The following is a 14,027-nucleotide window of genomic DNA, read 5'->3' as shown; positions in this document are numbered from 1 at the left end:
CCCGACACTACGGACGGCGGCCCCGTATGTCGGCCGGCCGGAGGCGAAAGCCCCGCCGGACGTGCGTGCGAGGAAACCCTGGGACTGGTGAGGCCGCATGCTGATGTGCCGCGTATTCACCGATGCTCAATTCTTGGGCCCTGCGGGAGGCTTCCTCGCCCGGCGGCCGCACCTCGACCAGCCCGTCGCGACCCGGCAGGGCGTTCCGACCGGGCTCACACCGTGAAGTGGCTGCGGACCCTCGGGGAGGTCGGGCGCTCCGGACTCACGATCGAGGAGACGCGGCTGGAGCCCCTGCTCGCACTGCGCACGGCCGCTGGGGTGGCGCTCGTCATCGGACCGGCGCTGTGGCTGGTCTCCCCTGCGTACGCCGCGTCCGCCGCCCTCGGTGCCTACTCCGCGGGTGCTGCCACCTTCCAGCGCACCTGGCGTCCGCGCAAGGTGATCGCGCTCGGCGCGGGCGCGGGTCTGGCGCTCAGCACCTTCGTGGGCTACCTGGCGGCCGGGCGACTGGTGACGTTCCTCCCGCTGCTGGCCGTATGGGCCTTTGCCGCGGGGATGGCGTGGGCCCTCGGATCGACCGCTGGGATCGTCGCAGCGACGACGGTCGGCAGCATGCTGGTGACCATCACCCTGCCCACGAGCATCGGGCGAGCTCTGGAACACGCCGGGGTCATCGCGCTCGGAGGCGTGGCGCAGGCCGTGCTGATCCTGCTGTTCCCGATTCGCCGCTGGGGGGCGCATCGGGACGCGCTGGCCGACGCTCTGGCCGCCGTGGCTGACCACGCCCGCCGGCTGCGGCACGACCCGACCGCCCCGTTCGACCCGGAGCCGCTGATGACGGCCCGGGACGCGGCCGCCGTGACGCCATCACAGGCCCGCACCCGGCCCCCCGTCCTCCACGGCCCCCGGGGCCTCGCCGAGCGCATTCTGCCGGTCGTTGCCGCGCTTGCCGATCCGGACGTCGGCGCCCCGGCGGAGGGACCCGGGCGGGACCGAGCACGGGAGTTGCTCGGCGCGGCCGCCGACGTCCTGGACGCGGCCGCCCGTTCGATCCGCCGCGGCACTCCCGCTGAGATACCGCCCCGCAGCGCGGACGTCCTGCGCGTCGACGAGGAGGGCGAGGTGCTGGAGGGGCCCGCCCAGCAGGCCGCCGAACGGCTCGTGAAACTGCTCGCCGAGGCGTTGGAGATCGCCGGGAGCGGCGGGGCGCACGACAAGGCGCCTACGCCGCCCGGCCTCGCGAGCGCCCAGTTCTTGGTGCGCCCGACCATGTTCAGGCTGCTCCCGGTCGTCCTCCGGGCGGTCCGCCGTGAGCTCCGCCGGGACTCGCCCGTGTTCCGGCACGCCGTCCGCCTGGCGGCGGTGGCCACGCTCGGCTATCTGGTCGCTTCCCGGCTGCCCCTGGAACACGGTTACTGGGCGCCCATCGCCTCGGTGATGGTGATGCGGCCGGACTTCCACCGGACGTACGCGCGTGCGGTGGGTCGTCTCGCCGGGACCCTGGCGGGGGTCGCGCTCGCCACCGGGATGGTCCGGGCCCTGGGTCCGGACGCCCAGGTGTTCGGCGCGCTGGCGGTGGTCTCGGCGGCCCTGTCGTACACGCTGTTCCGTACCGGCTACGCCTACTCCCAGTGCTTCACCGCCGCGTACGTCGTCTTCCTGCTCGGCATGGGCGGCCAGGCATGGGAGCAGACGGTCCCGGAGCGGGTGGTGCTCACCCTGCTCGGCGGGGCCCTGGCCATGCTGGCGTACGTGGTGTTCCCCGCATGGGAGACCCCCCGGCTGCCGGGCCGGCTGGCGGACTGGCTCGCCGCCGACGGCCGCTACGCGGCCGCAGTGCTCCGCAACTACGCCGAACCGACCCGGGAGCATAGAGCCGACATGCGCAGAGCCCTGCTGGCGAGCAGGGAGGCACGTGCCGCCTGGCAGGACGCTTACGACCAGGCGAGGCAGGAACCGGTCCGCCCCAGGGGGCTGACGTCGCGCGAGGCGGAGGATGCGCAGGAGGCGCTCAAGGGGTTCGACCGGGCGGCGATGCTCATGGAGAGCCACGTCCCGCGGGTCGACAGCCGTTTCGTCCCCGAGGCGGAGCGGTTCGCCGAGGCCTTGGAAGCGGACACAGCGCAGGCGTCGGACGACGTGCGCGAGCACAGGAATCCGGACTGGGGGCGAGTGGAGAAGGCGCTCCACGCGTGGGAGGGCGCCAGAGGGGACCGGAGCCCGGTGCTGCGGCGCGGTGCGGAACTGCAGAAGAGGGCCTTGGACAACCTCGCGACAGCCGTAAGCCGCACACCCCTGGAACGGGACGTCGGCTCTGCTCGCGAGGAGCAACGGGTGCGGGCTGCCAGGGCTGCGGAAGGTGACGGATCAGCACCCGTGCAAGGGGGTGGCTGAGGACTCCGGCTACGGGGAGCGCGGCGTCTCCTGGGGCGGGAAGTAGTCTCCCGGCGGCTTCGAGCGCCGCGACCGGCTCCACGCGGTACGGCACCTGGATCGGCCTGATGACGTCAGGGACGACCCCGACGGTGAGGAGCCCCGCGAACAGCACGAAGAGTGCCGCGACGACAAGGTGGATGCCGTCCTCGATGAGCCGTAGGAAGCCCTGTACCCCGGCTGCCCTCGATCCTCGGGAGAATGGGTCGCACATTCAGCATGCAGTGGATGCCCCCCCGTAGGCGCGGCGTGCTGTCGAACGGGTGGACGAGCGGATCCCTCCCTGTGCTGGCAGCCTGGGGGGAAGTGGCGAGGCGCGACATCACCGAGGCCTATCAGGCGTCAGGACAAGGGTTATGAGGCAGCCCGACTCGAGCACGAACGGCAGGAACCTACGGCCCGTCCTGGCGCCGACCCGGAGTCTGCCCTCCGAGACGGACCGGGGAACGCGTCTCCAGCCGGCGGGAGGAACCGCGCCATTCCACCGCGGGGCATCCGCTGGCAGACGGAGACGGCGCCCCTGGCGGCGAAGGAACAGGTCGAAGTCCGACGTGGCCGAAACAGCGGCACCCGCCTGGAGGACGGCGACTGGGACATCAGTGTCTTCCTCACCGACCTGCCCGGGCGGATCACAACCCGGTTCGCACCGAGGCCGACCATGAGCACGATGTCGCACTCCGTGGCGGGCGCACCGTGCCGGAGGACGTAGGTGCACTGGAGGTGTGTGATGAGTGCTGACCGCTCCCACGAGAGTCGTGATGGTCACGTACTGGTCCTCGACGCCGGCTCTTCGAGCCTCCACACCGCTCTGTTCGCGGCGGACGGTGAACGGGTGGCGGATCGAGACGCCTCTCAGCCCCCGGGGCCCGCTGCGGCGGCGGAACTGCGGAACTTCCTCAGCGAGGTGCCCGCTCCTGCGGCGGTTGGTCACCGAATCGTCCACAGCGGCCCCCACCTGACTGGACATACGCTGATCGACGCACGCGTACGAGCTCTGCTGGCGGACGTCGCCGAACTCGCGCCGCTGCACGTGACTCCTGCCCTGCAAGTGGTGGATGCCGCACGAGAACTCCTGCCCGACCTTCCTCATGTCGCCTGCTTCGACACTGTCTTTCACAAGGATCTGCCGGCACAGGCGCTCACGTACGCCGTGCCGAAGCGATGGCGAGCCGAATACGGGCTGCGCCGGTACGGCTTCCACGGGCTTTCCTACTCGTGGGCACTGAAGAGGACAGCGCAGGCCCTGGGCCGGCCCGTCGACAACCTCCATGTCGTACTTGTGCACTTGGGCGGCGGCTGCTCGGCCTGCGCCGTCCGGAACGGACGCAGCGTGGACACCACCATGGGCCTCACTCCGCTGGAAGGCCTGGTGATGAGCCGGCGCAGCGGCAGCCTCGACCCCGGCGCGCTGCTGTGGCTGCAGCGGAGGCACGGTCTGAGCACGGACGACTTGGATGACACACTCCACCGGCATTCAGGTCTGCTGGGCCTCTCCGGTACCTCGGGAGACACCCGGGACCTGGTGCGCGCCCGCGCGGAGGGTGATGCCGCGGCCGCGTTGGCGCTGGCGACGTTCACACTCAGCTGCCGCAGGGGCATCGCCTCGATGGCCGCCTCGCTGGACCGGCTGGACGCGTTGGTCTTCACCGGGGAGATCGGCGAAGACCAACCCGAGGTACGCGAGGAGATCTGCTCGGCCCTGACCGTTCTCGGTGTACGAGGCGGGCTGCTCGTCCCCGAACTGGAAGATCTGATGCGGGAAGGGCTCCGGCGCATCGATCAGGCGGGGAGAGGTGTCCCGGTCCTCGTGGTCGCAACCGGCGAGACACAGCAGATCGCCGCCGAGACCCGACGGGTGCTCGGCATTGCTGACGGGACGCGGTAGTCGTCACCATTTGGACAACTCGTTGTCACACCTTGTGAGTGGCCAGTCGGGTTGTCACCAGGTGACGGACGTCGCCTTCGAGGTCGACCACCTGGGCGAGGCCAGTGTGCGCGTCGGCGAGCGGGCGCTGGTGTCGACCTTGTCCTTCTCCACGAGGCCGACGTGGGCGCCCTTGCGTGCCGCGTGGTAGGCGTTGGACCGCTCGGGGGGCCCGGCTTCAGCAGCCGAGCAGGGCCGGCAGGCCGGACAGGTCGGGCAGCTCGTCGAAGGGCTGGTAGTCGGCGCTGCCACGGGCGCCGATGGAGCCGTTGTGGCCGTAGCGGTTGATCCACACGCGGCGAGCGAGGCCGAGGTCGCGGGTGGGGATGAGGTCGTACTCCCAGCCCTGGGCGACGTGGATGACCTGGGCGGGGTCGATGTCCATGGCCTGGAAGGCGTACTCGAAGGCCTGCCGGGACGGCTTGTACGCCTTGGCCTGCTGGGCGGTGATGACATGGTCGAACTCGACGCCCATGTTGGCCAGGTTCTGGGCGATGAGGTCGTCGTCCGTGTTGGAGATGATGGCGATCTCGTACCGGGACTTCAGCGCCCGCAGGGCGGCCGGGACCTCGGGGTGGGGGCCGAAGGTGGGCACGGCCGCGACCAGGGCCTCGCCGTCGGACTGCCGGTACTCCAGGCCGTGCAGACGCATCGCTGTCTCCAGGCTGACAGGCAGCAGCTCGCGGAAGGGGCGGTATGCCTCCAGGACGGCGTGGAACCGCATGATGCGGAAGTCGTCGAGGAACTCGTCGACGTTCAGACGGTCCAGGTCCAGCCGGTCGGCCAGAACCTTCAGGGTGGTGGGACCGAGCTGGAAGTCGACCAGGGTGCCGTAGGCATCGAAGGTGACGATCTGACGCATGGTGTTCAACCTCTTTCCGGGCATATGGGACACCCTGATCATCGAGAGGCGCGATCTCGTCGAGTGCGGCCAGGTCGGCCGCCTCGGGGGTTCGGACAGGGCCGGGGACGACGTATGCAGATCAGGCAGTCGGCGGCAGCATCAGTACTGCTCCGATGCGATGAGCCTCTCGCCGGCTCAAGGTGATGCGTCAGTGAAGCACTGGGGAGAATCCGGCAACAAGGGACGTGAGGCCGCGAGATCGACCGCGCATTTTGTGCCTGTGCACAATTTCCTGTCAGAGAACGGATGCAGTTTCGGTCCACGCTCTGCCTCCGGCCCTCCCGGTCGCGGCCCGGCCGGTTGCCTCGGCCGTCCAGCGATCGGTGGATCAGGACATCGTCGCCCGGAAGCGGGCGCCCGCGTCCGTCTCCAGCCAAGCCAGGGCGAGGACCAGCCGGGCGGCGTCGTTCGGTCGGGACAGCTTCAGCCCGGTCGCCTCTTCCGCAGCCTGCAGGCGATTGCCCACCGTGTTCCGGTGACGGTAGGTGCGTGCGGCCACCTCGGCGACCGAGCCCAGGTCGAGGTACCAGCGCAGGGTCTCGACGATGCTGGCGCTGTCGCGCAGCCCGAGCAGTGGGCGCAGCACGCCGGTGGCCATGGCACCGGTGAGCTCCTCCTGCGCCGACATGATCACCCCGGTCCAGTGGCCCTCCACATGCCGCACTCCGGGCTGCGCGGAGCTGCGGATCGCGGCACGTGCGAACCGGATGCCCCGTGCCGTCAGCGCCAGCCCGGGGACTTCCGCGACGCCGCAGCGCCACGGGGCGAACGGCCGGAGCATGGCAAGCACCTCCTCTTCATCGCGCCGTCCGTGACCGATGATGCCGAGGAGCTCGTCGCCCATCCATCCGAAGTGACGCAGCAGGCCGCCCCGACGCAGCGCGTCGTCGACCTGGGACACGGCCGGGTCCCCGGTAGGAACGGATTCGACCACGACCACGGTCAGGGCGACGTTCTCGGAGAAACCCAGCAATGTGGAGGCCTCGGCGACGGTCGAGGGATCCTGCTCCCCTTCCAGGACCAGGCGGCTGAAGGCGCGGTTGCGCACCTCCGTACGACGGCTCGCCAGGTCGCGCTCGGTGCGGCGGTAGGCGTCGACGACCTCGACGCTGTTGGCGTCCGTCGCCTCCCAGACACGGATCAGCCCGTCGAGGAAGTCGGGATCGGCGCTGATGCCACGTGCTCGCCCCTCTGCGAGCACGGCCTCCCACAGGGTCCTGAGGTCCAGCTGGAAGGAGTGCATCAGAGCGGTCAGGGGGAACGCCTGCTCCGCTCGCTCGCGTCCCACGTCCTCGGTGGCGCGCGAGACCGTCCGGGGCACGGGACCGCCGGCCAGCCGGGTCAGGGCGAGTTCGAGGGTTCGTCGCATCCCCTCCCGTTTCTGGACCGGGTCCCAGTCCGCCGACGCGTAGGCGGGCTCCTCGGCTTCCAGTTGTTCGAGAGCGCGAGAGGTCAGTTCGTCGAGTCGTTCCTCGAGGAGCCTGCGCGCGATCGCCTGCACGGCGTCGTGGCGGGCCCCGCCCTGACGGCGTCCCGGGCCGCTCATGAGGACCGCCTCTCCCTACGACAGCGGTAACCGGACGGATCCGGGGCCGGCTCCGCGTGATGCCGCTGACATGTCGCTGGGGTTCTCCGACAGAGATTGTGCATAGGCACAAAATACGGGGTCGATGTCGTGGCCTGGCGTCCCTTGTTGCCGGATTCTTCGCGGTGTTTCATCTGACGCACCACCTCGGGCTGGAGAGAAGAGGACACCAATGGACCCAGCCGAGGCGCTGCGCGGGGTGCTCGACGCCGACGTCACCTGGGACGCCATGACCGCCGCCGCGTGAGGTGATGACCGGTCCCGTGAGCGCTCCGCCTTTGAAGCACCGAACGGGAGTCCGCCCTGGACCTGTTGGTCGTCGACCTGGCCGAGGTCTGCGCAGCCCTGGCCACGGCCTGAGCGTCGTGCCACAGGCCCACGGTGAGTGATGAGCGACCTGACGACGAGAGAGAGAACGCACCGATGACCGCAGTGACCACCACCGGCCAGGACGGAACGACCATCCCCGGTCACACCGGCCCACTGCCGGGCCCGCTCCTCGACCACGTGCTGCGGCAGTCCTTCGGACTCGACGGATACGTCCAGCACCCACTGGGAGGGGAGATCGACCAGAACGTCCGGATCACCGGCGACGACGGCACGCGCTACTTCGTACGGGTCACTCGCGCGGAGCCGGACTCGGCCGACGTCCTCTGGCAGAACTCGCTCTTCCAGCATCTGGCCGCCACCGTTCCCGACCTTCCGGTGCCACGGCTGGTCCCGACACGCGAGGGGAAGTTCCTCGCCGTCGTCGTCCACGAGGGCCGAACGCACGTGGTTCGCGTAATGAGCTGGCTTGAGGGCCGGGTCCTGGCGGAACTCGACGACCACCCCGCGGCGCTTCTGCGTCAGCTGGGAGAAGCCGCCGGGCGGCTGAGCCTCGGCCTCTCCGGCATGGAGCCACCGGTGGGCTTGGAACCGCACGACTGGGACATGCGCCGGGCCGCTGAGATCGTCGAGGCGTCGCTGCACGCTGTACAGGACGCGGACCGGCGGGAGTCGGTGCGCACGATCATGGGCTGGTACGACGCTCTCCTGCCGGCCTGGGACCGACTGCCGCGGAGCGTCGTACACCAGGACCTCAACGACGCCAACGTCCTGGCCGACGCCGACGAGGACGGAGTGCTGCGGATCTCGGGCATCGTCGACCTGGGCGACTCGCTCTACAGCGTGCGCGCGGCGGAGGTGGCGATCGCGGCGGCCTACGCCATGGTCCGCAAGGCCGACCCGCTCGCCGCGGCGGCCGAAGTCGTGGCCGGCTTCCACTCGGTGCTCCCTCTCACGGCTGAGGAACTGGCGGCTGTCCATCCGTTGGCGGCAGCCCGGCTGTGCATGAACGCCGTGACGTGGACGCGCCGGGTCGCCGAGAGCGACACGCCGTACGGGCGGAGCCGCATGCAACACACCTGGCCGGCGATCGCTCAGGTGGCCGAGATCTGCCCCGACGTCGCCGAGGCGACATTCCGGGTCGGCTGCGGGCTCCCCCCGACGCAGGAGCAGCGAGGTTTGGAAGAGGTCCTGGCTGAGGCAGCCCGAGACGGTGCCCCGCACATAGCGGCCCTGCAACTGCTCGGCCTGCGACCGGCAAGTGATCTCTACGACGAAGTCGACTGGCACGACGCGAGGGCGGTGCGCGCGCGCATCGACGACGTCCTCGACGGACGACGGCGACGGGGCTACCTGCCCCACCTCAGCGCATCGCTGCTCCTGGGGGGACGGCGCCGCCCGGGCGCCGACGAGCCCGCGACGGTCCAGGTCGGCGGCTCACTGATCGTGGCCGACGCCGAGGAAGTTGCCAGCCCGCTGTCCGGCGTCGTCGAAGCCGCTGGTGGCGCCGGTATGCCGTTGGTGCTGCGACATGCGGTCGAAGGGTTGGAGTTCTGGACGTGCTGGTGGGGACTCGACGAGACGCCGCCCGTCGCGGCGACAGTCCCGGCCGGGGCGCCGTTGGGACGCGCCGCCGCGAGCGAGGAGAAGGACCCGCTCGGATCCTGCGTCCAGGTGCAGGTCCACCGCACCGCGCGGATGGCCACATGGCCGCCGCCTCGTGTCGTGCCGCCTTCCGCACGGCAGGTCTGGAGCCACCTGTCACCCGACCCCGCCCGGCTCCTCGGGTTCACCGAAGCCCCCGCCGAGGCCCCCACCATCGACGACGTCGTCTCAGTGCGCCGTCGCCACATCGCTCGCTCCCAGCGCAACTACTACCGCACCCCGATGAACCTCGTGCGGGGGCGGGACGTGTGGTTCCACGACGAGGACGGCCTGGCCTATCTGGACTCGCTGAACAACGTCACCCACGTCGGCCATGCCGAGCCACGCGTGACGGCCGCCGCCACCCGGCAGATGCGCAAGCTCAACACCAACAGCCGTTTCGTCTACCCGCAGATCGCCAGTTACGTGCAGAAGCTGGTAGCCACGCTGCCCGACCCGCTCGAGGTCGTCTTCCTCGTGTGCACCGGCAGCGAGGCGAACGACCTGGCGCTGCGGATCGCCCGCCAGGTGACAGGCCGTCAGCACATCGTCAACATCGACGGCGCGTACCACGGAAACACCGGCGTGGTGACCGGGATCAGCCCGAACCGTTACAAGGGCCCCGGCGGCGCCGGTGCGCCCGCGACCACCCACGAGGTCGTCATCCCGGACCGCTACCGCAGCACCTACGGGTACGACGACCCGGACGCCGGAGCCAAGTACGCGCGTGACGCCGCGGCTGTCATCGACCGGATCACGGCCGACGGCCGGCCCCCGGCCGCCTTCATCGCCGAGTCCCTGATGGGATCGGGTGGGAACATCGTGTTCCCCGACGGCTACCTCGACGGCGTTTTCACCGCTGCCAGGCGGGCGGGCGCCCTGTGCATCTCCGACGAGGTCCAGGTCGGCGTCGGACGACTCGGGCCCTGGTGGGGGTTCGAGCTCCAGGGGGTGGTCCCCGACATCGTCACGATGGGCAAGCCGCTCGGGAACGGGCATCCCCTCGCGGCGGTGGTCACGACTCGGGAGATCGCCGACGCGTTCGACACGGGCATGAAGTACTTCAACACCTTCGGCGGCAACCCGGTCTCCTGCGCGATCGGCGAGGCCGTGCTCGACATCGTCGAGCAGGACGGGCTGAGGGAGAACGCCGTGAGCGTGGGCGGGTACTTCGCCCGGTCGCTGCGCGAGCTCCAGCAGCGCCAGCCGCTCATCGGTGACGTGCGGGCACAAGGGCTCTACCTCGGCGTCGAACTGGTCCGCAACCGCACCACCAAGACGCCGGCCACTGAGCAGGCCTTCATGGTCACCGAACTCATGAAGGAGCGAGGCGTCATCGTCTTCCCCAATGGCGTGCACGACAACGTACTGAAGATCAAACCGCCCATGACCTTCCGCCGCGAGCACGTGGATCTCTACGTCGACGTGCTGGACGAGGTCCTGTCCCTGCCCGAGCTGCGCTCGGCCGTTCAGTCCTGAGACGGGCAACCGCCTACTGAGGCAGTGAACGGAAGTGGCCCGCGAAAGCGAGAAGTGCCTCGCGGGCCGGCTTCTCCGGCCAGACCTCAAGCAAGAAGACACATGACCCTGACCATCGGCCCGCTGAGGACCGAGCCCGGCCAGAAGACCCGCGGGACTGGCGACGCCGGGCTCGACGCGAAGAACAAGGCGATGGCCCACGCGGTCGGATACGAGCTGGTCATCCTCGGCACCCGACTGGGACGCGTGCAGGAACCCCGCCGGTCGGCGTCCGCCGAGTGGCAGCCGTCGTGAGAACCGGGGGAGGCTGGAAGGGGCGACCACATGCCCCGGGGTGCGGCGGATGGGAGAAGACCCATGAAGGTCGGAGTGCTGACCGGGGGCGGTGACTGTCCCGGCCTCAACGCGGTGATCCGCAGTGTCGTACGCAAGGGCGTACAGGAGTACTCGTTCGACTTCGTCGGTGTGCGGGACGGCTGGCTCGGTCTGCTCAAGAACGACGTCGTTCCGCTCGACATCGCCGGCGTTCGGGGGATCCTCCCCCGGGGAGGAACCATCCTGGGTTCCTCCCGTACGAACCCGTTCAAGCACGACAACGGCCTGCAACGGGTGCGGGACACCCTGGCCGCGCACGATGTCGACGCGCTCGTCGTGATCGGCGGGGAGGACACGCTCGGGGCGGCGACAGAGCTCAGCCGGCAGGGGATCAACCTGGTCGGCGTGCCGAAGACCATCGACAACGACGTCTCGGGCACCGACTACACCTTCGGCTTCGACACCGCCGTCGGCATCGCGACGGAGGCCATCGACCGCCTGCACACCACCGCCGAATCACACATGCGCGCCCTCGTGGTGGAGGTGATGGGCCGCCACTCCGGCTGGATCGCCCTGCACGCCGGCGTCTCCGGCGGCGCCAACGTCATCCTCATCCCTGAGCGGCCGTTCGACATCGATCAGGTCTGTGAGCTGGTGAGGCGCCGGTTCGAGATCAACTACGCGCCGATCGTCGTCGTGGCCGAAGGGGCCGTCCCCAAGGAAGGGCAGATGATCCTCAAGGACCAGTCGCTGGACGAGTTCGGGCATGTGCGGCTGTCCGGCATCGGCGAATGGCTGGCCCGGGAGATCTCGGCACGCACCCAGAAGGACGCTCGCACCACGGTCCTCGGCCACATCCAGCGCGGCGGCACCCCGAGTCCCTTCGACCGGTGGCTTGCCACCCGTTTCGGGCTGCACGCCATCGACGCGGTCGAGGAAGGGGACTTCGGCTGCATGGTCGCCCTTCAGGGCACCGACATCGTCCGCGTGCCCCTCGCGGACGCCACCGCGGAGAACAAGACCGTGAAGCCGTCGCTGTACGACGAGTTCGAGGTGTTCTTCGGCTGAGCCGTCATCCTGCGTGCGGCACGACGGCGACCGGGCAGCGGGCATGGTGCAGGACGGCGTGAGTGACCGGGCCCAGCCGGCCCTCGGCCGCGGTCGGCTCGGTGCGGCGCCCCACGACGAGCAGGTCCGCGTTCCGGGAGGCGTTCAGGAGCGCTTCCGCGGGATGGAGCAGCATCAGATCGGTGGCGGCCGGAACGCGCGGGTACTTCCCCTGCCAGGGCCGCAGGGCGTCGGAGAGCTGCAGCACTTCCTGGTCCTCCCAGGTGGCGCGATCCTCCTCGGTCACCACCAGGGTGCGGGAGGAGACGGACTCGGCGGGCAGGCCCCAGGCCTGCACCACGCGCAGGCGTGCCGCGCGCGCCTCGGCGGCCGAGAACGCGAAGCCGGCCGCCTCACCGACCGGACGGTGGGCGTCGAACCCCAGCACGATCTGGCCGGTGCGGCGGGTGGCGGACGCCCCGTCGGCGTAGGCGCCTGGGCGGGGCGGCGGGACGAGTACGACGGGGCAAGGGGCCGCTGCCGCCATCCGCAGGGCGACCGAGCCGACCGCGAGACCCTCGAAACCGCCCGTCCCGCGGGTGCCGACGACGAGGAGCCCGGCATCGCGTGCCGCACCGAGGAGAGCGTCGACCGGGGGCTCTTCCGCCTGCTCGCCCTCGACCTGGAGATCCGGGTGGCGGTCGGCGAGGTCCTCGGCCGTCCGCTGTGTCAACCGGACGCCGATGAGGCGCAACCGGTCCAGGGCGGGGCGCGGAACGGTGGCCCCGGGAAGCTGCGGAGACGCATGCAGCAGCCGCACGGGGACGCCGCGCCGCGCGGCTTCCCGCGCCGCCCAGCCGGCGGCTGCCGCGGCGCACTCGGATCCGTCGATGCCCGCCAGCACCAGGGGATGCATCCTGGCCTCCTTCGTCCGGCCCGCACCCTTGTGGGCGCCGAATGTCCTCTCCTCCACTGTTCCACGGCGGCCGTGGCCGGGCTCGGCGTCAGGGATCACGTGACATTCGGCGGCCGCGAGGGTTCCGACGCCGATACGGAGCGAGACATGGGCGGCGAAGACGGATACGGAACCGCGACGGGCACGGCAGGCTGCGGCCGATCACCGGCAGCACTCATGTCGTGTGAGCCGGAGGCGCTCGCGCGGCCCTGCCGGGCTGGTCGGGGCCGACCGGCCCCAGCGTGTCCGGCCGATCCGCGCCAAGCTGGAACTGTGGTGCGGAACCCGCACATCGCCCGCGGCGATAGGGAGGCAACTCCATGAAGGCCTACGTCTTCCACGGTCCACGACAGTCCGCATGGGAGGACGTCCCGGACCCGGGCGTCCAGGAACCGACCGATGCCATCGTGCGCGTCGACGCCGTCACCCTCTGCGGAACCGACCTGCACATCCTCAAGGGCGACGTTCCCGAGGTGCGCCCCGGCACGGTGCTGGGGCACGAGGCGGTCGGCGAGATCGTCGACGTCGGCGCCGACGTACGCACGGTGCGGCCGGGCGAGCGGGTCCTGGTCTCCTGCATCACCGCCTGCGGCCGCTGCCGGTACTGCCGTGAGGGCACGTACGGGCAGTGCCGGGGTGGCGGAGGCTGGATCCTGGGCCATCTGACCGACGGGACACAGGCCGAGTACGTCCGCGTGCCGTACGCGGACCTCTCGGTGCACCGGCTGCCCAGCGCCCTGGACAGCAAGGACGCCGTGCTGCTGGCCGACATCTTCCCCACCTCCTACGAGGTCGGCGTGCTCAACGGGCAGGTGCGGCCCGGAGGCACCGTCGCCGTCGTGGGCGCCGGGCCCGTCGGGCTCGCGGTCGTCGCGACGGCCCGGCTGTTCGCTCCGGAGCGCATCATCGCGGTGGACCTGGCCCCCGCCCGGCTGGACGCGGCCAAGCACCTCGGCGCCGACGCCGTCGCGGACGCCCGGGAGGCCCCCGAACAGCTGATCGCGGACCTCACCGGCGGACTGGGCGCGGACGTCGTCGTCGAAGCGGTCGGGGTCCCGGAGACCTTCGAGCTCTGCACGCGCATGGTGCGGCCCGGCGGCCACGTCGCCAACGTGGGCGTGCACGGCGAACCCGCGACGCTCCATCTGGAAGACCTGTGGATCAAGAACGTGACGATCACCACGGGACTGGTGGACACGTACTCCACCCCCACGCTGCTCCGGATGGCGGCCGCGGGCCGCCTGCCCACCGGTCAGCTGGTCACGCACACCTTCCCGCTGAACCACATGGAGGAGGCCTACGACGTCTTCGCCCGGGGCGCCGACACCGGTGCGCTCAAGGTGGTGCTCGGCGAGGAGCCGCACGAGGAAGTCGTCCCCTACCGGGCGGCCTGACGAACGAGAGAGGTGAC

Annotated in this window: 10 protein-coding genes; 7 read left to right on the top strand and 3 right to left on the bottom strand. The window is 70.6% G+C overall.

Translation table 11 applies throughout. The annotated features are described in order from the left end of the window. Positions 1 to 222 precede the first annotated feature (222 nt). The 3 genes from OO68_RS18530 to OO68_RS48305 all read left to right on the top strand — a co-directional run bounded on the left by OO68_RS18530 (position 223) and on the right by OO68_RS48305 (position 4,511). The gene (locus OO68_RS18530) at positions 223 to 2,397 is read left to right on the top strand and encodes an FUSC family protein (RefSeq protein WP_033309492.1); all 2,175 of its coding nucleotides are present in this window, start codon (positions 223 to 225) and stop codon (positions 2,395 to 2,397) included. Between the two features lie 943 nt (positions 2,398 to 3,340). Next, positions 3,341 to 4,321: an acetate/propionate family kinase gene (locus OO68_RS18525; RefSeq protein WP_245237039.1), complete on the top strand. Its 981-nt coding sequence runs from the start codon at positions 3,341 to 3,343 to the stop codon at positions 4,319 to 4,321. Positions 4,322 to 4,382: 61 nt separating this feature from the next. Beyond that, positions 4,383 to 4,511 carry a hypothetical protein gene (locus OO68_RS48305; protein ID WP_280922510.1) on the top strand — a complete coding sequence of 43 codons (129 nt, stop codon included), beginning with the start codon at positions 4,383 to 4,385 and terminating at the stop codon, positions 4,509 to 4,511. A 27-nt stretch (positions 4,512 to 4,538) separates the two neighbouring features. Here OO68_RS48305 and OO68_RS18520 read toward each other — a convergent pair whose 3' ends face one another. Together OO68_RS18520 and OO68_RS18515 are read right to left on the bottom strand one after the other, a co-directional pair. Next, on the bottom strand, positions 4,539 to 5,222 hold the full coding sequence (locus OO68_RS18520) for a haloacid dehalogenase type II (protein ID WP_033309490.1): 684 nt from the start codon (positions 5,220 to 5,222) through the stop codon (positions 4,539 to 4,541). 370 nt (positions 5,223 to 5,592) lie between these two features. After that, entirely contained in the window at positions 5,593 to 6,810 is a 1,218-nt protein-coding gene (locus OO68_RS18515; protein ID WP_033309489.1) for an RsbRD N-terminal domain-containing protein, read from the bottom strand. 462 nt (positions 6,811 to 7,272) lie between these two features. Between OO68_RS18515 and OO68_RS18510 the strand changes: the two genes are divergently transcribed. The 3 genes from OO68_RS18510 (at position 7,273) to OO68_RS18500 (ending at position 11,682) form a co-directional block, all read left to right on the top strand. Beyond that, complete coding sequence (locus tag OO68_RS18510; protein WP_033309488.1) at positions 7,273 to 10,299, top strand: aminotransferase class III-fold pyridoxal phosphate-dependent enzyme; 3,027 nt, start codon at positions 7,273 to 7,275, stop codon at positions 10,297 to 10,299. A 102-nt stretch (positions 10,300 to 10,401) separates the two neighbouring features. Continuing rightward, positions 10,402 to 10,593, top strand: coding sequence for a hypothetical protein (locus OO68_RS18505; protein ID WP_033309487.1), 192 nt, complete (start codon positions 10,402 to 10,404; stop codon positions 10,591 to 10,593). Between the two features lie 63 nt (positions 10,594 to 10,656). After that, complete coding sequence (locus OO68_RS18500) at positions 10,657 to 11,682, top strand: 6-phosphofructokinase (RefSeq protein ID WP_033309486.1); 1,026 nt, start codon at positions 10,657 to 10,659, stop codon at positions 11,680 to 11,682. A 4-nt stretch (positions 11,683 to 11,686) separates the two neighbouring features. On the opposite strand, the gene OO68_RS18495 is transcribed toward OO68_RS18500, so the two are convergent. Then, positions 11,687 to 12,577 carry a universal stress protein gene (locus OO68_RS18495; RefSeq protein ID WP_033309485.1) on the bottom strand — a complete coding sequence of 297 codons (891 nt, stop codon included), beginning with the start codon at positions 12,575 to 12,577 and terminating at the stop codon, positions 11,687 to 11,689. A 359-nt stretch (positions 12,578 to 12,936) separates the two neighbouring features. On the opposite strand from OO68_RS18495, the gene OO68_RS18490 reads away from it, so the two are divergent. Continuing rightward, a complete protein-coding gene (locus OO68_RS18490; RefSeq protein WP_033309484.1) occupies positions 12,937 to 14,010 on the top strand; it encodes a zinc-dependent alcohol dehydrogenase family protein in 1,074 nt (357 codons plus the stop codon). Positions 14,011 to 14,027: the final 17 nt, after the last annotated feature.

Origin of the sequence: Streptomyces iakyrus, assembly GCF_000717055.1 — a bacterium.
Lineage (GTDB): Bacteria > Actinomycetota > Actinomycetes > Streptomycetales > Streptomycetaceae > Streptomyces > Streptomyces iakyrus.
Note: the sequence above shows the minus strand (reverse complement) of the source record. Positions and strands in the feature narration are given on the sequence as shown.